Here is a 20,619-nt window from a genome sequence, read left to right on the forward strand (position 1 = left end):
TGGCCCAACCCCAAACCGGGCCCGAGCGAGCATCGTTTATGGACCAGACGCCGGAAAGCGCACAGTTCTTCCTTACAGCGCCTTCGCCTTGTCCTTATCTGGACGGCAAACAGGAGCGTAAGCTTTTTACGCACCTGTCGGGCCGTCGCGCCTCGGCGCTGCACCACCTTTTGTCCGATCACGGCTTCCGCCGCTCGCAGAACCTCATTTACCGCCCGGCCTGCCTTGATTGCGATGCCTGCCAGTCGGTCCGTATCCGGGCGAAGGATTTCCAGCCCGCAACCCGCCACCGACGCAACCTCAAGCGCAATGCTGATATCGCCGCCGAGGTCGTCGCGCCCATCGTCACCTCCGAGCAGTACGAATTGTTCAAGCGGTATCTCGAGGCCCGGCACGATGGCGGCGGCATGACGCAGATGAGCTATCTCGACTATGAGTTCATGGTCGAGGACACCCCGGTCCACTCCGTCCTCGTCGAGTACCGGCTGACCGAGGACGGGCCCGATGGCGCCGCAGGCCAGCTCGTCGCCGTCGCGCTCACCGATCCGCTGCCCGACGGGCTTTCGATGGTCTATAGCTTCTTTGACCCGCAAATGAGCCGCCGTGGGCTCGGGACCATGATGATCCTCGATCACATCACCCGCGCCCGCACGGCCGGGGGCTATCTCTATCTCGGCTATTGGGTCAAGAACTCGCCGAAAATGGCCTACAAGGTGGCCTTCCAGCCACTCGAGGTGCAGCGCGGCTCGCGCGGCTGGCTCCCCCTTGACCCCGACTGCGCGGATACGGACGCGGACTAGGTGAGGGTCATCGGAACGATACTGGCCGCGCTGGTCGCCGCAGGCTATCTGCTCGCATGCTGCCTTCTGGCGGCCATGGCGATCGCGGCCGCGCTGGGGTTCATCTACCCGGCCATGGACCTCTTCAACCATATCCAGCCGGTTTTGTTTTTCGGGCTGGCGGCGCTTGTGCTGGCTGCTCCGGTGTTCGTCCGCTTTCGCCCCCTGCGGGCCCTGGCGCTCAGTATCGCTGCCACCGGGCTGGTCGCATCGAGCATCATCTACGTTCCCGAACTGGTCGCGGGCTTTGTGCCTCGCAGTGAGGACACCGAGGCGGCGTCCACCTACCGGCTGATGACCTTTAACGTCTTCGGCCGTAACGAGGAACCTCAATCGATCGTCGACAACATCGCCAGCGAAGACCCGGATTTTGTCGCGTTGCAGGAATACAGCCCGGGCGTACGCAGCGTCGTCCATCCGCTCCTGACCCAACTGTACCCGCACTTCCAGTACTGCACCGGCGGCCAGCGCGCCTTTGTGGGGCTATATTCGAAACTTCCCTTTGAACCGCTCAACGAGGACGCCTGCTCGTCCTCGATCATGAGCCAGGATCGAACGGCACGGATCATCGTCCGCGTCGAGACCCAGGCAGGGCCTGCCTTCTCGCTCGCCACCACCCACAATGACTGGCCCGCCCCCGTGACCCGCCAGGCCGAACAATTCGCCATGCTGCGCGACGCCCTGTCGACGGTGCAGCCACCCCTGATCCTCGTCGGCGATTTCAACTCCACTCCCTGGTCCTACACCTTGCGCGGCTTCGTCTCATCGGCCGGCCTGACGCGCCACACCTTCAACGTCCCCACTTTCCCCACGCTCTGGTACTACCTCCGCGACTGGCGCCCGACGATCCCGTTCCTACCGATCGACCACGTGATGACGCGCGGTGACATCACCATCCACAATCTGCGCACCGGCCACCCCAGCGGTAGCGACCATCTGCCCATCATCGTGGAATTCTCCGTAGGCGAATAAGCGTCGCGGCGGTGGACATATACCCGTCCTCATCCCTCCAACTCCAAGGCATGCTCGACGCGGGGCCAGGTATGCGCGTCACTCTCGCTTCTAACCAAAGCATCGCCTCACCCTCCATTGTCTCCGTCCCCGGACTTGATCCGGGCATCGACCGGAGACCCGTAGGGCTTCCACGCAGCTCATCAGAAGTGTGTCCCCAACCTCTCCCGCACCACAGGCAGCGTTGCGGATTGCCGGGTCAAGCCCGGCAATGACGAGAGGAGGCGAATGCATAATCAAAACATTGCCCGGCGCCGCCCTCACCCCCGCCGTGTCACCCCGGGCTTGACCCGGGGTAAGGTATGCGCGCCACTCCCGGCTCTTTCTCCCGCCTCCCTTCGTCACCTTCGTCTCTGGATCAAGTCCGGGGACGAAGGCGATCACGATAGAGAGGCTTGAGTCCACAAGCGAAGAGACTCTGGCCGTAACGCTCCCCCAATCGCCCTTCTCCCCTTGAGGGAGAAGGTGGATCGGACCGCCAGGTCCGAGACGGATGAGGGGTGCGCTGAGCCTCAACAATCACCGCCGGTGGCGCTGAGCTTGCGTCATGGCAGGAGCCGAAAACGGCGCGCATACCTTGCCCCGGGTCAAGCCCGGGGTGACACGGTGGGGGTGAGGCAGGGCACTGCACCGCCGCCGGCCCTCAACACGCTCCACCACCGAGGTCTCCAGCAGCCTTGAAGATACCCACCATCACCCCACCCGCCGTCATCCCGGCCTTGAGCCGGGATCCAGTACACTCAGCGCCTGAGCCCCAGCCGTAACGCTCCCCCAAGAACCCCCTTCTCCCCTTGAGGGAGAAGGTGCCCGGAGGGGCGGATGAGGGGTGCGCTGAGCCTCAACAATCGCCGCGGTGGCCGCTGATATGCCGAGCCCCCTCATCCGACCGCTTCGCGGCCACCTTCTCCCACCAGGGGAGAAGGGTAAGAGGGACAAACACTAACACCGTGCTTGTTATCCCCAGCGCTCCCCCAAAAGCCCCCTTCTCCCCTGGTGGGAGAAGGGCCGGGGATGAGGGGGGCGCTGAGCTTCCACAGACACCGGCGCAAAAAACTTATCCCCGCCCTCTGCGCTTGCCCCATACTCCCCCTCACGACCCCGCGCATATGGACGCAAGCGCTACGAACGTTTGGGCGGGATCGGTTCGGGTTCCTCACGGGTCGCCGTGGGGAAGGCCCAAAGCGGACAGATGGCCGGATGTGGATAAAAGGGTGTGAGCGGACCACCAATCCAATCACTCCCACGTCGCACCGGGGAAACCCGGAGGGGCAGCGGGAAACAGCGGCAACGGTGACTTCCCAACAACCCCCAGCCCGAGAAGCCGCCATAAGCCCAAAATCCCGGACGCATGGGGCGATGATCGCTTCATACTAACAAATACAGCACGAGGCGTTCATCGCCCCATGCCGTCTATTGAAATCGCGATGACCCGAAGGCGCCGCCGGAGGGCGATTTGGCATGCCCTACCGGCAGCTTACCCCACGAACTTGTTGTTGCGCGGAAAGCCCGTCGGCGGTTGCCGGCCCGCTTGCGCACGGTCTCCAACCCAGTCGCGCAATTCGTCCATCGACTTCGAAAAGGTCCGCCCAGACGAGTCCGTCCAGGTCAGCCCATCCGCCGCCCGGAACAGCTTGGCGTCGGAAATCCCGCCGTCCTTGTACTTCTGCAGCCGCACGCCCTTGCCTCGGCTCATCTCCGGCAATTGATCGGCCGTGAACACCAGAAGCTTGCGGTTCTGCCCGATCACCGCGACCATGTCGCCCTCGGCCGGGACGCACAGCTTGGCTTCCTGGCCGGTGGAAACGTTGAGCACCTGCTTGCCCTTGCGGGTGTTGGCGATCATGTCGTCCTCGCCAACCACGAACCCGTTGCCGATGTCGGAGGCGATCAGCCGCTTTGCGCCGGGCTTATAGACGAAGAGGTGGACGATATCGGCTCCCTCTTCAATATCGACCATGATGCGCACCGGTTCACCATGCCCGCGCCCGCCGGGCAGCTTGTCGGCACCCAGCGTATAGACCTTACCGCCCGTGGTCAGCACCAGCAGCTTGTCGGTCGTCTCGCAGGTGAGCGCCAGTTTCAGCCGATCATCGGTCTTGAAGCTCTGGCTCGCGACGTCGTTGTTGTGGCCCTTGAGCGCCCGGATCCATCCCTTCTGCGACAGGATCACCGTGATCGGCTCACGCTCGATCATCGCGGTTTCGATGTCGGCGAGATCGGTCTGCGGCGCGGCGGCGAACTGCGTCCGGCGCCGGCCGAGCTCGGTATCAGGCCCATACGCCTTCTTGAGTTCGCTCACTTCCGTGGTGATCACGCCCCATTGCTTCTTTTCCGAAGCCAGCAGCCCTTCGAGATGCCCTTTTTCCTCCGTGAGCTTGTCGAACTCGGTGCGGATCTCGATCTCTTCGAGCTTGCGCAAGCTGCGCAGCCGCATGTTGAGGATCGCATCGGCCTGAACCTCCGTGAGGTCCCAGCGCGCCATCATCACCGCCTTGGCATCATCCTCCTCCCGGATGATCCGGATCACCTCGTCGAGGTTGAGATAGGCGACAAGGTAGCCGCCCAGCACCTCGAGACGATGTTCGATCTGTTCGAGCCGATGCTGCGAGCGGCGGATCAGCACATCCTTGCGGTGGTTGAGCCAAGCCTTGAGCGCTTCGGCAAGGTTCATCACCCGAGGGGTAACGCCCTTGTCGAGCACGTTCATGTTCAGCGAGAACCGGCTTTCCAGCTCGGTCAGCTTGAACATCGATTCCATGAGCAGCACCGGATCGACGGTCCGCGCCCGTGGCTCGAGCACCAGCCGGATATCCTCGGCGCTTTCGTCGCGCACGTCCTTCAACAGCGGCAGCCGGCGCGCCAGCAGCAGTTCGGCGATCTTTTCGACCAGCCGCGATTTCTGCACGCCATAGGGAATTTCGGAGATGACGATGTTGTAGGTGCCGCGTCCGTTGTCCTCCACCTCCCACTTGGCACGGATGCGGAAGCCGCCGCGCCCGGTGGTATAGGCCTGCTCGGTCGCCGCGGGATCATCCACCAGGATGCCGCCGGTCGGGAAATCCGGCCCGGGGACGAAGCGGATCAGGTCCTTTGCCGTCGCGTCGGGATTGGCCAACAGGTGCAGGCACGCGTCGCACAGTTCGGCGACGTTATGGGGCGGGATCGAAGTGGCCATCCCCACGGCGATGCCACTCGAACCATTGGCGAGCAGGTTGGGGAAATTGGAGGGCAGGACGACAGGCTCTTCATCCTCGCCGTCGTAGTTCGGCCGGAAATCGACCGCGTTCTCGGTGATCGCCTCGAGCAGGCGCGAGGCCACCTCGGTCATCCGGCTTTCGGTATAGCGCATGGCCGCCGCGCTATCACCGTCGATCGAACCGAAATTGCCCTGCCCGTCCACCAGCGGATATCGCACGGCGAAATCCTGCGCCAGACGCACCAGCGCGTCATAGACCGACTGGTCGCCATGGGGGTGGTACTTGCCGATCACGTCGCCGACGATACGCGCCGATTTCTTGTACCCCTGCCCCGGATCGAGCTTCAAAAGCCGCATGGCGTGCAGGATGCGCCGGTGCACGGGCTTGAGGCCATCGCGTGCATCGGGCAGAGCGCGCTGGGTGATCGTCGAGATCGCATAGGAAAGATAGCGCTCCTCGAGCGCACTCCTCAGATCGACGATGCGCTCATCTCCACCGGGCGGTTCCATGATGTCGGCCATAGCCATCCTTGCGTGTTGGCGAATCAATTGCAGATTATAGCGCCGGAGCGATCCGATCGGCGCTGGGAAGAAAAAATCTTGTCCCCGTGTCGGCCAAGCTGAAGCACTATCGTCCTAGAAGCGCAATGCCGAAAACGGCCTCAAGGAGAGATCAATGCCCAAGATGATTTTCATCAACCTTCCCGTCACCGACCTGGCCGCCTCGGCCAAATTCTACGAAGCCCTCGGTTGTGAGAAGAACGCCCAGTTCAGCGACGAGAATGCCACATCCATGGTGTGGTCAGATGCCATCACCTTCATGCTCCTGAAGCGCGACTATTTCGCGACGTTCACCAGCCGGCCCGTCGCCGACCCCAGGGATGCGGTCGGCGTGCTGCTCGCGCTTTCGTGCGACAGCCGCGAGGACGTGGACAAGACCGCCGAGGCTGCCGGCGCGGCGGGCGGCAAGCTCGACGTGCGCGAACCGCAGGATTTGGGCTTCATGTACCAGCGCGCCGTCGAGGACCCCGACGGACACACCTTCGAGCTGGCCCACATGGATATGTCCAAGGTCGATTGGTAACGCTCACACGCTCCGGGTCAGTTGCTCAACCAACCATTCCCGCGTAGAGGGCGGCTCGATCTGTCGGGCCGCCCAGACGTGCCGATCGAGGAAATGACCGGTCAGCCGGAATGCGGCGGCGACATCGCCATCATCGAGCGGCGCATTGCCCATTAGAAAACCAGGGAGTCGGAGCAGCCTGTCGCCATAGGGCTCGGCGGCTTCGCGGCATACCGCCCGGCCCGTCCGGGGCGAAACATGGGTGAGATTTTCGTGCACCCCGGTCACTGCGCAGGTTTCCAGATCGAGCCCGAACCCCAACTCTTCCAAGAGGAACATCTCGAAACGGGCCAGTTCCGCCCCCAGCCACCGCCCTTCCCACTCGCCGTCGATCAGCGCCACGACCTCGCGCAGCAGCTCGTCATGCGGATCGCGCTCGGGCAAAAGCCGCAAATGGTCGGCCAGCAATTGCACGAGATAGAGCCGCTGGCGATCGGCGAGCATCTGGGCAGCCCGCACGCGCGTGGCTTCGGCCGTAAACGTCCCCAGATGATCCTCGAGCCTTGCGCGCCATGTCAACTGCGCCGAATTCCCCGGCTGCAGGAACGCCGCCTGCTTGGGCGACCGCCCGCCCCGCACCAGCCCCAGGCAGCGGCCGCGCTGGGGCACCATGGCTTCGAGGATAAGCGCCGACTCCCCGTGCCGCCTCACTCCGATGATCAGGCCTTCAGCAGACCATTCCATCTATTTCGTCCAATCGAGACCCATCTCGCGGTAGCGCTCGGGATCGTCGGCCCAGTTGGCTCTCACCTTCACGAACAGGAACAGATGCACGTCGGTCTCGAACATCTCGATCAGCTCCTTGCGCGCCTCGGCCCCAATCGTCTTGATCGTTTGTCCCTTGGCACCGAGCACGATCATCTTATGGCTGTCGCGGGTGACATAGACCACCTGCTCGATCCGGTAGCTGCCGTCCTTCTGGACTTTGAAGCTCTCGGTCTCGACTGTGGCCTGATAGGGTATCTCATCGTGGATGCGCAGGAAAAGCTTCTCCCGCGTCACCTCGGCCGCAGTCAGCGCCAGCGTCAGGTCGGTCAGATGCTCCTCGGGGAAGTGCCATTCGCCCAGCGGCGCCTTTTCCCTGCACCACGCGATGAAATCGGCAACGCCGTCGCCATTGAGCGCCGAGATCATGAAGGTGGTCTCGAACCGCGCCTTTTCGTTGATCGTTTGGGACAGCGCCAAAAGCGTGTCGCGCTTGACCCTGTCGATCTTGTTGAGCACCAGAACCTTGGGCTGGCGGATATTTTCCAGTCCGGCCAGCAGCGCCTCGACTTCGCCGTTCAGCCCTTTCTGGGCATCGACGATCAGTGCCACCATGTCGGCGTCCCCCGCTCCGGTCCAGGCCGACTGCACCATGGCGCGGTCAAGTCGGCGCTTGGGGGAAAAGATGCCCGGCGTGTCGATGAAGACGAGTTGCGTCTCATCGGTCGAGACAACGCCGCGCACCTGCGCCCGCGTCGTCTGCGCCTTGTGGGTGACGATCGACACCTTGGTTCCGACCAGCGAGTTCAGAAGCGTCGATTTACCGGCATTCGGAGCGCCGACGAGCGCCACGAAACCGCATTTGCTGGCCAATGTCTCGTTCTCGCTCATGCCTGGCTCTTCCATACGCCCTCGCGGAGCAGAAATCTCTCGGCCGCCTGGTGCTCGGCCAGTTTCTTCGACGTGCCTTCGGCCGTGATCGGCTCATGCCCGCGGACGACCACCGAAATGGTGAAAACCGGCGCATGATCAGGGCCCGACCGCGCGGTTTCCAGATAGGTTGGAGGTTCGAGCCCCTTGGCTTGCGCCCATTCCTGCAGCGCGGTTTTCGCGTCCGCCCTGCGGGCCTGCGCGACGTCGAGATTATCCCCGAACATGCGCGAAACAAAGGTATAGGCCGGCTCCAGCCCGCCATCGGCATAGATCGCTCCGATCACCGCCTCGCAAACATCGCCCAGGATCGCGTCCTTGTCGGCGCCCCCAGTCCGCGCTTCGCTCTCGCCAAGCTTGACGAACGAGCCCATGCCCAGCCGGCGGGCGACCTTGGCGCAGGTTTCCTTGCGCACGAGGCTGTTGAGGGTGCGCGAAAGCTCGCCCTCATTGGCCTTGGGCAGCCGTTTGCTGAGCATGTCGGCAACCACCAGCCCCAGCACCCGATCGCCCAGAAACTCGAAGCGTTGATATGATTCCGCTGTCCGCTTGGAAGGCGATACAGCGCTCGAATGGGTCAGGGCGCGCTGGAGCAAGGCGGGGTCGGCAAAGACATAACCCAGCCTGGCTTCCAGTGTTTCCCGATCGCGCGCCCGCAAACTCATTCGTAGACCGAGGTGAACATCCGGTCGAGGCGGACGTTGCCCGGCCAGCGCCAGATCTGCCAGGGCGGGATGTTGTCGTTGATCGAGAAGAACCGCCACTCGGCCTTGCCCACGAAATTCTCGAACGGCACGAAGCCGACCGAGGACAGCGAGCGGCTGTCGAGCGAGCGGTCGCGATTGTCGCCCATCATGAAATAATGCCCCGGCGGAACGGTATAAACACCGGTATTGTCGAACTGGGTGTTGTCGGAAATTTCCTGAACCGTGTAGCTCACCCCGTTGGGCAGCGTTTCGCGATAGATGGTAACGGGCAGATCGACCCCGGTGCTGTCGCGGTCGGTGGTGGTGCCCACCTGCTCGCGCGGCACGGCCTCGCCATTGATGTGCAGGATTCCGTCAACCATCTGGATCTGATCACCCGGCAGGCCGATCACGCGCTTGACGTAGTTGTCGCTCTGGGGCACCGGCCGGAAAACGGCGATATCGCCGCGATTGGGCGCATTGCCCAGGATGCGACCGTTCCAGGGCACCTCCGAATAAGGCAGCGAGTAGCGCGAATAGCCATAGGTGTATTTGGACGCCAGAATATAGTCGCCAATCAGCAGGTTGGACTGCATCGAGGCAGTCGGAATGGAGAACGGCTCAAAGGCGAATGTGCGGAAAACCAGGGCGATCAGCAGCGCTTGAACGATGATGACGATGGTTTCGCGCAATTCACCCTTGCCGGTCTTCTTCTTGGCGGCGTCCGACATAGGGGTGCTCATGGTGCGAAAGATCTCGGGGCTCGTGTTACGGGACCGGTCCGGCCGGGTCAACCGGCAGGGCCTCGATGATGACGAAGGCCTGTGCCATGCCGTTATCGTCTGTGATGCTGACGTGAATATGGGCCGTATGTCCAGCAGGCACAAGGCGCGCAAGGCGCCGAGCCGCTCCGCCAGTCAGATGCATGGTCGGCTTGCCGCTGGGCAGGTTCACCACGCCCATGTCGCGCCAGAAGACACCGTTGGAAAGTCCAGTGCCCAAGGCTTTGGCACAAGCCTCCTTGGCGGCGAAGCGCTTGGCGTAAGAAGCTGCGCGGAGGCGGCGCCTGTCCGATTTCGCCCGTTCGATTTCGGTGAAACACCGATGCGTGAACCGCTCGCCGAAGCGCGCAAGCGTGCGCTCCACATGCGCGATCTCGCAAATGTCATTGCCCAATCCGATGATCATGCCGGCTCATCCTCGCTCTCCTGCGCCTTGGGTTCAAGCGCTCCCTCTATGCCCGAGATCGCATTGGCCTGGGCAAGGCTGGCGCGTTGGACCCTCGATAGGCCCGGCGTGCGCTTGAGGGTGGCCAGAACATCGGTCAACTGCGTCAGGTCGCGCACATCGAGTTCGAAGATCAATTCGTGCGAATCCGCAGCCAGGGCCCGCATCACAAGGTTGGAGATGTTGGCGTCGCACGCCGCGATGGCGCCGGTGATCTGGGCGAGAGAGCCCGGACGGTTCTGCGAATACATCGAAACGATCGCCTTGAAGGTTTGCTCGGGCTTGCCCTTGAGGTCCCAGCGGACGTCGATCCAGCCCACATCCTTGTCATGGAAATCAGCCAGCGCTTCGGAATCCATGGGATACACCTCCATGCGGCCGCTCTGGTGGAAGATGCCGATGATGCGATCCCCCGGCACCACGCCTTCACGCGAAATATCGACCGGCATGTTGAAATCAAATCCCACCAGCGCCGCGAACTTCTTGATCGAGCTGTGTTGCCCGCCCGGCATGCGAAACTTGAAGTATTGTGCATTGCGCAGCGAGAACCAGCCCTCGGCGTCATTGGCGACCGGCAGCGTCAGGCGCCCCTTGCGGCGGCGTTTGCCTTTGAGAGCGGTCGTTTCCTCGGCCAGGTCGTCGGCGGTAATCCGCCCCTCCCCGATCGCGGCCAGCATCGAATTGCGGTCTCCGATATTGAAGCGGACCGCAAGCGCCACGATCTCGTCCTCGTTGAGGTCGAGACCTTCGCGTTCGATCACCGCCATCAGCACCTGCTCACCCAGGGAGATTGCCCGCTGGAACGCACCAGCCCGCACAGCGCGGCGGATCGCCGAACGCGCCTTGCCGGTTACCGCGATATTTTCCCAATTGGGTGGTGGGGTGTGGTTGGGATCACGCAGGATTTCCACCTCGTCCCCCGAATGGAGCTGGGTGATGAGCGGCATGACCGTGCCGTTGATCTTGCAGCCTACGCAGGTGTCGCCGACATCGGTATGGACGGCATAGGCGAAATCGATCGGCGTTGCTCCCCTGGGCAGCGCAATCAACCGACCGCGCGGGGTAAAACAGAACACCTGATCCTGGAACAATTCGAGCTTGGTGTGCTCGACGAACTCTTCGGGGTTATCACCCTCGGTGAGGCGGGCGATCGTCGAACGCAGCCAGGTATAGGCCTGGCTTTCTTCCTCGAGCTTGTGCATGTCGCCCGAGAGCGCTTCCTTGTAGAGCTGGTGCGCCGCGATGCCGAATTCGGCGATGGCGTGCATTTCCATGGTGCGGATTTGCAGCTCCACCCGCTGCCGTCCCGGCCCCACGATCGTGGTGTGGATCGAGCGATAATCGTTGGCCTTGGGGACGGAGATGTAGTCCTTGAACCGGCCGGGCACGACCTTCCAGCTCGTGTGGATCACGCCCAGGGTCCGGTAACACTGATCGATAGTATCGACGATCACGCGAAAGCCGATCATGTCGGAAAGCTGTTCCAGAGCGATCGCCTTGCGCTCGATCTTGGAATAGATCGACCATGCCGATTTGAGCCGGGCCGACACCTTGGCCTTGATACCCTGCTCGCTCAGATGGTCTTCCAGTTCGGCCCGGATTTCGGCAATGATCTCCCGGCTCGACGTTTCCATCTGCGCCAGACGGCTGGTGATGGCGTTGTAGTGCTCGGGGTGAAGCGTCTTGAACGAGAGATCCTCAAGCTCGTTGCGCATGTCCTGCATGCCCATGCGGCCGGCAAGCGGCGCATAGATATCCATGGTTTCCTGGGCGATGCGGCCGCGCTTGTGCACGGGCATGAATTCGAGCGTGCGCATGTTGTGCAGCCGGTCGGCCAGCTTGACCAGCAACACACGCACATCCTGCGATATGGCCAGCAGCAGCTTGCGTAGGTTCTCGGCTTGCGCCTCTTCCCTGGAAACGAGATTCAGCCGCTCGATCTTTGTCAGCCCGTCGACGATCTGGCCGATCTCGGTGCCGAACATCTCATCGATTTCGGCGCGGGTGGCGTCGGTGTCCTCGATGGTATCATGGAGCAATGCGACGGCGATGGTCGCGTCGTCGAGCTTGAGGTCGGTCAGGATAGCGGCGACTTCGAGCGGATGGGCGAAGTACGGATCTCCCGAGGCGCGTGTCTGGCTGCCATGCTTTTGCATGCCATAGACATAGGCCTTGTTGAGCAGATTTTCGTCGGCGTGGGGATTGTAGGCCAACACGCGTTCGACAAGCTCGTACTGACGCATCATGCGTCCGAATACTCCGAAAAAAGGAACCGCAAACTAGAAAGGCGCCCGACCGTGAGCCAGACGCCTTTCTAAAATATATAGATAAAGGCTTGCGCCGATCAATCGTCGCGACGCTCGGGGGGCGCCAGCGACTCGATGCCGCGGAGCAGTTCTTCTTCGCTGATCGTATCGAACACCGGTCCATCCTCGTCCGAGGAGGTCTCGATACGAGGGGCGATCTCCTGCTCGGGCTCGTCCACTTCGACGTATTTCTGCAGCGAGTGGATCAGATCTTCCTGGAGATCGTCGGGCGAAATCGTGCCGTCACCGATTTCGCGCAGGGCAACGACCGGGTTCTTGTCGTTGTCGCGATCCACGGTGATCGCGCCACCCGAGGAAATCATGCGGGCGCGATGGGCGGCCATGAGAACCAGCTCGAAGCGGTTCGGAATCTTTTCGATGCAATCTTCTACGGTGACGCGTGCCACAGCCGGTCTCCATTGCTTTGAGGGAAGCGAGCGGCCCTCTTACACGAGTGTCCGACCAATGACAAGCATGCGTTCGCCCGAAGTCCTCACCCTAATTTTACACGGCAGGCGTGAACTTCTTTCACTCCTGGGGCGTTGAGCGAGATACACGCCTGCAAGATTTTTTCTGCCTTGATATTGTTTGGAGCTTTTGCCGGTAATGTTCGATCCACGGGAAAAGGTGGCCCTCTTCATCGACGGCGCCAATCTCTACGCCACGTCCCGGGCGCTCAGCGTCGATATCGACTATAAGCGGCTTCTGAGCCAGTTCCAGGATACGGGCTATTTGTTGCGCGCCTACTATTATACTGCCCTTGTCGAAGATCAGGAATATTCCTCAATCCGGCCCCTCATCGATTGGCTGGACTATAACGGCTATACCGTCGTCACCAAGCCCGCCAAGGAGTTCACCGACGCCCAGGGCCGGCGTAAGATCAAGGGCAACATGGATATCGAGCTCACCATCGATGCGCTGGAAATGGCGCCCTATTACGATCATCTCGTGTTGTTTTCCGGTGATGGGGATTTTACGGCCCTGGTGGCGGCCCTCCAGCGCCGCGGCAAGAAGGTGACGGTGGCCTCCACGCTCACTACCCCTACCCCCATGATCTCGGACGATTTGCGCCGCCAGGCCGACTATTTCCTTGAGATCGCAACCCTCGCCAAGACGGTAGGCCGGCCCCAGGTTGACCGGCAGCAATCGGCCAAAGAGGATGTCACGCATTGATTCCAAGGCGTGAGACAACTCGTTCGTGACCACTCCCAATCCGCCATCCGATTGCCCCCTCTGTCCCCGGCTGGCCGAGTTCCGTCATCTCAACCGCGCCCAGTTTCCCGGCTGGCACAACGCTCCGGTAGACAATTGGGGCGATGCGGCCCCCAGCCTTTTGATCGTTGGCCTCGCCCCGGGCCTGCGCGGCGCCAATCGCACCGGTCGCCCCTTTACCGGCGACTATGCGGGCGATCTCCTCTACGACACGCTCAAGATGTACGGGTTGGCTCGGGGCGAATACCGCGCCGACCCCGATGACGGGTTTGAGCTCGTCGATACCATGATCGTCAATTCGGTGCGCTGCGTTCCCCCTCAGAACAAGCCGACCGGGCCTGAGATCGCCACTTGCCGGCGGTTCCTGATCGCCACCCTGTCGGCAAACCCGCAGGCCAAAGCCTATTTCGCGCTCGGCCGCATCGCTCATGATTCCCTTCTAAGCGCGCTTGGCGAGCGCCGCGCTGCCTTCCCGTTCTCCCATGGCGCCGAACACAGGCTGAGCGATGGCCGAGTGCTGATCGATAGCTTCCATTGTTCGCGCTACAACACCAACACCGGCCGACTGACGCCGGAGATGTTCCAAAGCGCTGTGGGGAAAGCTGTAGCGGTGATAAGGAACTGATTTCTGGCGTTCTTTGCCGGAACGACGCGGGGCGAGCAGAGGCGGAGTCCCGCCTACCCCTGCTTCAGCAGCCGTTGCTTGTCGCGCGACCAGTCCCGATCCTTCTGGACCTCACGCTTGTCGTAGGATTTACGCCCCTTGGCGAGCCCGATCGACAATTTGGCCATGCCGCGCTCGTTGAAATAGAGCTTGAGCGGCACGATGGTGTTGCCCTGCCGCTCCACGCCACGGGCCAGCTTGGCCATTTCGCGCGCCGAAACCAGAAGCTTGCGCCGGCGCTTCTCGTCATGGTTGAAGCGGTTGGCCTGTACATATTCGGGGATATTGGCGTTGATCAGCCAAAGTTCCCCATCTTCGGGCGAAACGTAGGATTCTGCGATCTGCGCCTTGCCGTTTCGCAGCGACTTGACCTCTGTTCCGCGCAGGACAAGACCCGCTTCGAGCGTTTCGAGTATCTCATAGTCGAACCGGGCGCGGCGGTTCTCCGCCACGACCCCGGTCTCGAGCAATCCTTTTTCTTTCTTCGGTGCCATAATAGACCGATCAGTTGATTAGGCCCGCGTGGACCAACGCTGCGTCGATGACCTGCTTAGCGCCCTCGGAGACCGGCACCAGCGGCAAGCGGACCTCGTCCCCACAGAGCCCCAGGCGCGAGGCGGCATACTTTACGCCCTGCGGATTGGGTTCGATGAACAGCGCCTTGTGCAGCGGCGCCAGCCGGTCCTGAATGGTGAGCGCAGTGGCGAAATCGCCGGATTGGCACGCCGCCTGGAAGGCGGCACAAAGCTTGGGAGCGACATTGGAGGTCACCGAGATGCATCCCCTGCCCCCATGAGCATTGAATCCGAGCGCGGTGATGTCCTCGCCTGAAAGCATGATGAAATCGGGGCCGAGGGCCGCCCGCGTCATGCTCGCTTTGCTCATATCCGCGGTAGCGTCCTTGACACCCACTATATTGGGGCACGCATCACGCAGGCGCTTGATGGTATCGACAGCGATATCGACCACCGTCCGCCCGGGCACGCTATAAAGGATCACCGGCAGGCTGGTGGCCTTGGCGATGGCGGAGAAATGCTGGAACAGCCCCTCCTGACTGGGCTTGTTGTAATAAGGAACGATGGTGAGAATCCCGTCGGCACCGGCCTTTTCCGCGAACTCGGCGAGGTGGATCGCTTCCCGAGTGGAGTTGGAACCCGCCCCGGCGATGACCGGCACCCGGCCCTTGGCGACATCGATGGTAATCTCGATTACACGCCGGTGTTCTTCGTGGCTGACAGTGGGACTTTCGCCGGTGGTGCCGACCGGAACCAGCCCGTTCGTCCCCTCGTCGATCTGCCATTTGACGAAACGCGCCATCGCATCTTCGTCAACAGCACCATTGTGGAACGGCGTTATCAGCGCCGTGATCGACCCGCTAAACATGCGAAACAGTCCTCGATTTGAACCGCCGGCGCGCCCGACAGCCCCTCATTATACATATCGGTGTCATCCGTTGCGGCGGACACCCTCTTGATGACGCGAGATGACGAATTTGTCACCCCGAAAACTGGCGCACCATAGTGGCACTTGCATGGCGCGACAAGCGTATGCGCGCCGCTCTCAGGCTAAAGGAACTGAGATTGTCCAACGCGCTGGGCATGCTATGAAGCGTCATGCTCAAGCGCGCCAAGACACTGCCGGAAAGTCCGATCTTTTCTCAGTTGCCCGTCCGGATGATTACAAGCGGGCCGGCCGGAGTGCAGGTCGCCGTCCATGTCCATGGAACCCTCAGCGACGATATTTTACCTGTCATCTGCATCCCCGGCTATGTCCGCAACATGGCCGATTTCAGGCATTTGCCGGCGGCCATCAACCAGGTCCCCGGCACCGGGCTGGCGTTCGTGCTGCTCGACCTGCCGGGCCGCGGCCGCTCCACTCCCCTTCCCAGGAATTTGGCCTATTCCACATTGCTGGACGCCGATTGCGTCCTTGATGTCCTCAATGCCCTGGACATCGGGCCCGCCGTGTTGATCGGCGAAGGCCATGGTGGACAGGTGGCGATGCTGGCGGCGGCGCGCCAGCCGACCAGGATCGCGGGCGCCGTTCTTGTCGATTCCGGGCCGGTTACCGACTCCAGAGGGCTGGTGCGTACCCGCACCAATTTCCGCCACATCACCGAGTTGCGTAGCCCTCCCGCCGCCCGAGCGGCGCTCCGCAAAATGCTGAGCACCGACTACCCCGGCGAAAGCGAAGCGCGCCTCGATGAGCTTGCCGAAAGGCTCTATGTGCAAAACCCGCGTGGGCGCCTCGAGGCACTGTTCGACGATCGGCTCATCGAACAACTCGAGCAGTTCGAATTCGATGATGTGCTCGAACCGCAATGGCAGTTGTTCGGCGCCCTTGCCCATGCGCCGCTGATGATCGTCCGCACTCAGCTCAGCGACCAACTCCGCCGCGCGACATTTGACGAAATGCTGCGCCAGCGGCCGGATGCGGCAACCCTGGCGATCTCCGGCCAAGGTTCACCGGCGCTTTTGGACGGAGCAGAAGAGCGCGACGCGCTTGCGCAATTCCTGATCGAGGTTTGCCGACCGCCTTCGGGCGAAAAACTAATGAGCTTCGTCCCTGACGATCGCTTGGGCCTGCGAAACCCAACGCTCTCGCTCGATCCGCCCCCTAAACGATAGCCGGTCGTTCATGACGGCAATTGCATGCTCATCCCAAGCGGCGATCTGATGAAAATGGTAGATGCCATTCTCATGCAGAACCGCTTCAAGTTTCGGCCCTACTCCCTTGATCTTTTTAAGATCGTCCGGCCGACCTTCCAATGGGGCCGAAAGCAGGCCGAGGCCGGCGTCGTTAGCATCCGGTACGGCGGCGGGTTCGGCAGTTTTGGCTGGCGCCTGTTTCGGACCCAACATGCGCTTGAGCAGATAGCCGATCACGCAGCCGATAAGGAATGCGGCCAGCAGAAGCAAAGCGCTGGGAATAATGTGCGGCGTGGGATTCATTGCGGGGCCCTCACTCCAAATCTTCGGGCGCGCCATACCATCCGGCAGCAATGCCGATGAGCAGCGCCATGAGCAGGAAAGGCCAGTTGATGATGATGAGATAGGCGATATCGCTCAATGCCCTGCCCCCGTTTCTGTGCCAGCCGCATCTTCGAAGCTGAAGACGATCCGGCGATTGGCTGCCTTGCCCGCTGCCGTTTCGTTCGATGCGACCGGCAGGCTTGCGCCATAGCCTACGGCGTAGAGCCGCTGCGGGTCGATACCCAATTCGGTCAATTTGAAGACGACAGCTTCGGCCCGCGATAGCGAAAGGATCAGATTGGCGTCCTCCCCACCATCGGCGTCGGTATGACCTTCTACATAAACGGGGGCCGATGGACAATCGGCGAGTATCTCGGCCACACCCCCCAGGGATTCTTCCGATTCCGCCGTAAGGCGCGCGCTCCCCGAGGCAAACAGAATGGATCGACCGGCCATAAAATCATCGATCCTGTCGCGGCAAAGCTGGTCCCGATCGTCTCCGGTCATCGACGCCGCTCGTTCCGCTTCCATCGTTGCCGCATCTTCGGCGACCGGATCGCCGGCAGTCGCTTCCGCAGGTGATCCAGCATCGCCGACCGCCTCAATGGGTGCCGCCTCGTCGCCTAGGTCGATGCTCGTTTCCGTGTCTTCGGATCGCTCTCCCGTCGCGGGAGTCTCGATCTCGGAATCCTCGGCACGCACCGGCTCGTAGCCGGTCTTTTGCTCAGCGACGGCATTCGAGTCGCCTTCTTTAAGCGGCTCCGGCTTGAGCTCGATTTGCCAATCAGAACCCAGGCCGGTTTCTGCCCCCAGTATTGTCTCCACCGAGGAGCGTTCGCTGGCGTGGATCAGTGTGCCTGTTATCGTCCAGTCGCCGTCCTCATAGGTGACGGCTCCTTCGTCGAGCAACCCGCTCACTTCGACCGCCTTGACAGCGTCGGTGAAAAACCCGGAAGGCGCTCCTTCGGACACTCCCATGCGATCGATCGCCTGCTCCCCTGCCCGCTGGATCAGCATCTCCTTGACGGTCAGGTGGGGAACGTCGCCGGCCAGTACGCTTTCACCATTCGCAACGCGCACCGACCACGAAAACTCAGCTTCCACCGGACGCTCTTCATCGGCTGCGTCTCCAAGCGTCTGAAACTGCGCCACCGCAGGCCCGCTCGCGAGCAGAACAACCGAAATCAATGCAAGAGTGGTAAGCCTGGGCGAAATCATGGACCGTTATTATCTGGTGGGCAGCATGCGAGGCCGGGAATGCCCGACTCATGAAACGCGCACAGTGTAGTGCAGTTAGCTTCCCGGTGTCGCGGCGATCTCTTCAAGTGGTCGAGAGCTCCACAGGCTATTGCGACGAGCGAGGGGCAATCTCTGATTACCACACCCCTTTGCGCAGGGCTTAGGCCCTCCTAACTGCAAAAGGTTTGCCGAAATTCCAAAAGCAAAAGAAAAGGGCCCGGCAAGCCGGGCCCTTCATAATTCCAGTTCGGTAGAACCGAATTAGAACGTCTTTTCCATCGAGAAGACGACCTGGTAGTTTTCGTTGGAAGCAACGAAACCTTCGAGGCTGGTTTCGAAGTTGCCACCCGGAGCGTAGGTCACGCCGCCGGCACCGTAGACGTAGTCTTCATCACCATTAACATCGGTATAGCCGAGTTCAGCAAAGGCCGTGATAGTTTCAGTGACGTCAACGTCGACACCGCCGTAAACGGTGAAGATCTCAAGGGTTTCGAGCGCATCAATCACTTCTTCATAACCGGCACCGAGGTAAACGGCAACAGTTTCAGTGGCGTCGAACGAACCCTCACCCATAACAGCGAACTCTTCGTCATCGTTGAACAGCGCATCGGCCTTCAGCGAGAACATGTCGAAGGTGGCGTCGGCGCCGACGTTCGCAACCCAGTTGCCGTCATCGTCGGCGATGAAGCCGGCGCGAGCAGCGAAGTTGTCGAATTCAGCCGAAACCTTACCGTAGTAGTTGACCTGCTGGTCCGTACCGGTAGCAGCAGTGCTATAGAGGTTGCCGAACAACACACCGGCTTCAGCGGAGATACCCGAAGCGTCATAGGCAACGCCGAGACCGGCAGTGCCATCACCTTCGAGGTCTTCAAGCGAAGCAAGAACGGTGAAACCATCAGCAACAACGGCTTCAAGCTGAATGCCGTGGCCACCGGTGGTTACCGCAAAGTCTTCACCGAAAGCTTCTTCGTTGTCGATTTCGAAATCGAAGAAATCGTGCTTATCGTTGCCATAGGTGTCATCGAAGATTTCGGTATCGAAGATCGAGTCACGCAGGCCAGCCGACAGAGCAGTGCCGTTGGAAAGAATGAACTGAGCATAAGCTTCGTTCACATTGATGTCGTCGGTGCCATCTTCGTCGAACGAAATATAAGCAACAGCAACGCCGTCATCGGTCTGGGTCTGAGCTTCGAAAGCCAGGTCCCAGTTCAGGTCCGACTCGGTATCAGCAACGTCGGTAGCACCCCAGGAGAAGTTCTCCACGGTGTAATCATACTGCACGCCGCCCGAGATGAGCAGGCAGGTGTCGTCGGATTCGATGGTCAGGCCGGACATGCCGAGCGCATCGCAAACGCCGAGCGAGACGAACTCGACGACCGGATCAGCGGCCTGGGCACCCGTCGACAGGGCCAGAACGGCTGCAGAACCCAGAAGAAGGCTCTTAAGTTTCATAATTGACCTCCAAAGTCAGTCATTCAGTTTGTTGCCGGGCTATCCGGCAGTTTGTCGAAACGCGACCACATTTTTGTTTGGTGTCGTGTGTTGCCGCCGCGTTGCGACCGACAAACGATCCCATGCATGGATTCGCAAGACCCACTCTAGCGATGGCGGATGCCCGTGCAACAGCCGTTATACGCCTTCAACAGGCCCTGGCATGGGTTGCGAAGTGAATGTTGCAAAATGTCCACACATCCGGAAACCACTCGTTAAGACTTTTGGCAAACAGCGTTAACAACCCGTTTAGACTTGCCCTGCGACAAGCGATCTCGCCCCCCGATCCGTAAAACAGCCACATTGGTCATATGCTAGATTTGAGGGGCTTCTATCGTTGGGAAGGACCACTTTTGCCTGATCGATTGTCCCCTCGCCTGGGCGCATGCATTGCCATTGCTCTTTTTGGTCTTGCCTGCAGCGACGTGGCGGTCGGTCAGCAGCCCAGCGGCAGCGAGCAGATGCTGATCGACATCGATGCGCTGATCGTGGGCACCGAAGTCACGACCCGTTGCGCCCTGTTCGATTCCTCGCTTCAATATCTCACGCCTCTCGAACAGGTCGGCGCGACGCTTCGGCTGCAGGAAATCGTTGTCGCCGCCTCCTCACTTGTTGAAGACATGCCCGATCGTGTCGCCCGCATGCATGCAGATGCCGCCGAGATCGAGTGTGGCAACAGTGATCTGGTGCCTTACATGGATTTCAGCCGGCAGATTGCGCGCGATATGATCGACATCGCGCTCGTGGCCTGGCGATCCATCGATATCGACCGGTGCAACTATTTCGCCGATGATGGTTTCATGGTCGCCGTCGATCGCGCGCGCGAAGCGGCCGAACAAGCGTCGGTAGAGGGTGAGGCGAACCGGGTGGCCTATATCGAGCAAGGAGCTGCGATGTGGGTAGAGATATTCAACGACAATTGCAGGAACCTGCAGTTCGAGCCGGTGGAAACCGTTCCCGGCCAGATCGCCCTCGCCCTTCCGACAGAATAGTCGTTTGACCCTCTTCCAGTGCCAAA

20 protein-coding genes are annotated in these 20,619 nt (G+C 61.2%); 7 read left to right on the forward strand and 13 right to left on the reverse strand.

Translation table 11 applies throughout. The features are described from left to right. Positions 1-38: 38 nt before the first annotated feature. Positions 39-800, forward strand: a complete 762-nt coding sequence (locus tag NO934_RS00580) for an arginyltransferase (protein ID WP_309161565.1) — start codon at positions 39-41, stop codon at positions 798-800. Beyond that, complete coding sequence (locus NO934_RS00585; RefSeq protein WP_309161567.1) at positions 801-1,811, forward strand: endonuclease/exonuclease/phosphatase family protein; 1,011 nt, start codon at positions 801-803, stop codon at positions 1,809-1,811. A gap of 1,513 nt (positions 1,812-3,324) precedes the next feature. Here the strand turns inward: NO934_RS00585 and parC are convergent. Beyond that, positions 3,325-5,568: a DNA topoisomerase IV subunit A gene (gene parC / locus NO934_RS00590; RefSeq protein ID WP_309161569.1), complete on the reverse strand. Its 2,244-nt coding sequence runs from the start codon at positions 5,566-5,568 to the stop codon at positions 3,325-3,327. Between the two features lie 154 nt (positions 5,569-5,722). On the opposite strand from parC, the gene NO934_RS00595 reads away from it, so the two are divergent. Further along, positions 5,723-6,130: a VOC family protein gene (locus tag NO934_RS00595; protein ID WP_309161570.1), complete on the forward strand. Its 408-nt coding sequence runs from the start codon at positions 5,723-5,725 to the stop codon at positions 6,128-6,130. Between the two features lie 3 nt (positions 6,131-6,133). Here NO934_RS00595 and recO read toward each other — a convergent pair whose 3' ends face one another. The 7 genes from recO to rpoZ all read right to left on the reverse strand — a co-directional run bounded on the left by recO (position 6,134) and on the right by rpoZ (position 12,430). Then, positions 6,134-6,853 carry a DNA repair protein RecO gene (gene recO, locus NO934_RS00600; protein WP_309161571.1) on the reverse strand — a complete coding sequence of 240 codons (720 nt, stop codon included), beginning with the start codon at positions 6,851-6,853 and terminating at the stop codon, positions 6,134-6,136. After that, positions 6,854-7,780: a GTPase Era gene (gene era / locus NO934_RS00605; protein WP_375143269.1), complete on the reverse strand. Its 927-nt coding sequence runs from the start codon at positions 7,778-7,780 to the stop codon at positions 6,854-6,856. It lies immediately after the preceding gene. Further along, positions 7,762-8,469, reverse strand: coding sequence for a ribonuclease III (rnc, locus tag NO934_RS00610; protein WP_309161573.1), 708 nt, complete (start codon positions 8,467-8,469; stop codon positions 7,762-7,764). The genes era and rnc overlap by 19 nt, the downstream gene beginning before the upstream one ends. Further along, positions 8,466-9,221, reverse strand: a complete 756-nt coding sequence (lepB, locus tag NO934_RS00615) for a signal peptidase I (protein WP_309161574.1) — start codon at positions 9,219-9,221, stop codon at positions 8,466-8,468. Before lepB ends, rnc begins: the two co-directional genes overlap by 4 nt. 37 nt (positions 9,222-9,258) lie before the next feature. Then, positions 9,259-9,678 (reverse strand): holo-ACP synthase, encoded by a 420-nt coding sequence (acpS, locus tag NO934_RS00620; protein WP_309161575.1) that lies wholly within the window; start codon positions 9,676-9,678, stop codon positions 9,259-9,261. Then, positions 9,675-11,963: a bifunctional (p)ppGpp synthetase/guanosine-3',5'-bis(diphosphate) 3'-pyrophosphohydrolase gene (locus tag NO934_RS00625; protein ID WP_309161576.1), complete on the reverse strand. Its 2,289-nt coding sequence runs from the start codon at positions 11,961-11,963 to the stop codon at positions 9,675-9,677. Before NO934_RS00625 ends, acpS begins: the two co-directional genes overlap by 4 nt. A 98-nt stretch (positions 11,964-12,061) precedes the next feature. Beyond that, complete coding sequence (gene rpoZ / locus NO934_RS00630; RefSeq protein ID WP_309161577.1) at positions 12,062-12,430, reverse strand: DNA-directed RNA polymerase subunit omega; 369 nt, start codon at positions 12,428-12,430, stop codon at positions 12,062-12,064. A gap of 199 nt (positions 12,431-12,629) precedes the next feature. Between rpoZ and NO934_RS00635 the strand changes: the two genes are divergently transcribed. Continuing rightward, on the forward strand, positions 12,630-13,196 hold the full coding sequence (locus tag NO934_RS00635; RefSeq protein WP_309161578.1) for an NYN domain-containing protein: 567 nt from the start codon (positions 12,630-12,632) through the stop codon (positions 13,194-13,196). Between the two features lie 25 nt (positions 13,197-13,221). Then, positions 13,222-13,860: a uracil-DNA glycosylase gene (locus NO934_RS00640; protein WP_309161579.1), complete on the forward strand. Its 639-nt coding sequence runs from the start codon at positions 13,222-13,224 to the stop codon at positions 13,858-13,860. Between the two features lie 53 nt (positions 13,861-13,913). On the opposite strand, the gene smpB is transcribed toward NO934_RS00640, so the two are convergent. After that, complete coding sequence (smpB, locus tag NO934_RS00645; RefSeq protein ID WP_309161580.1) at positions 13,914-14,393, reverse strand: SsrA-binding protein SmpB; 480 nt, start codon at positions 14,391-14,393, stop codon at positions 13,914-13,916. 10 nt (positions 14,394-14,403) lie between these two features. After that, a complete protein-coding gene (gene dapA / locus NO934_RS00650) occupies positions 14,404-15,282 on the reverse strand; it encodes a 4-hydroxy-tetrahydrodipicolinate synthase (RefSeq protein WP_309161581.1) in 879 nt (292 codons plus the stop codon). A 230-nt stretch (positions 15,283-15,512) separates the two neighbouring features. On the opposite strand from dapA, the gene NO934_RS00655 reads away from it, so the two are divergent. Continuing rightward, entirely contained in the window at positions 15,513-16,526 is a 1,014-nt protein-coding gene (locus NO934_RS00655) for an alpha/beta hydrolase (RefSeq protein ID WP_309161582.1), read from the forward strand. Here the strand turns inward: NO934_RS00655 and NO934_RS00660 are convergent. The 3 genes from NO934_RS00660 to NO934_RS00670 form a co-directional block, all read right to left on the reverse strand. Beyond that, complete coding sequence (locus tag NO934_RS00660) at positions 16,449-16,850, reverse strand: hypothetical protein (protein WP_309161583.1); 402 nt, start codon at positions 16,848-16,850, stop codon at positions 16,449-16,451. The genes NO934_RS00655 and NO934_RS00660 overlap by 78 nt on opposite strands. Before the next feature lie 114 nt (positions 16,851-16,964). Further along, entirely contained in the window at positions 16,965-18,089 is a 1,125-nt protein-coding gene (locus NO934_RS00665) for an OmpA family protein (RefSeq protein ID WP_309161585.1), read from the reverse strand. A 282-nt stretch (positions 18,090-18,371) separates the two neighbouring features. Further along, complete coding sequence (locus NO934_RS00670) at positions 18,372-19,562, reverse strand: porin (RefSeq protein WP_309161586.1); 1,191 nt, start codon at positions 19,560-19,562, stop codon at positions 18,372-18,374. A 392-nt stretch (positions 19,563-19,954) separates the two neighbouring features. Between NO934_RS00670 and NO934_RS00675 the strand changes: the two genes are divergently transcribed. Further along, positions 19,955-20,593: a hypothetical protein gene (locus NO934_RS00675; protein ID WP_309161588.1), complete on the forward strand. Its 639-nt coding sequence runs from the start codon at positions 19,955-19,957 to the stop codon at positions 20,591-20,593. Positions 20,594-20,619: the final 26 nt, after the last annotated feature.

This window comes from Pelagibacterium sp. H642 (genome assembly GCF_031202855.1).
In the GTDB taxonomy this organism is placed as follows: Bacteria; Pseudomonadota; Alphaproteobacteria; order Rhizobiales; family Devosiaceae; genus Pelagibacterium.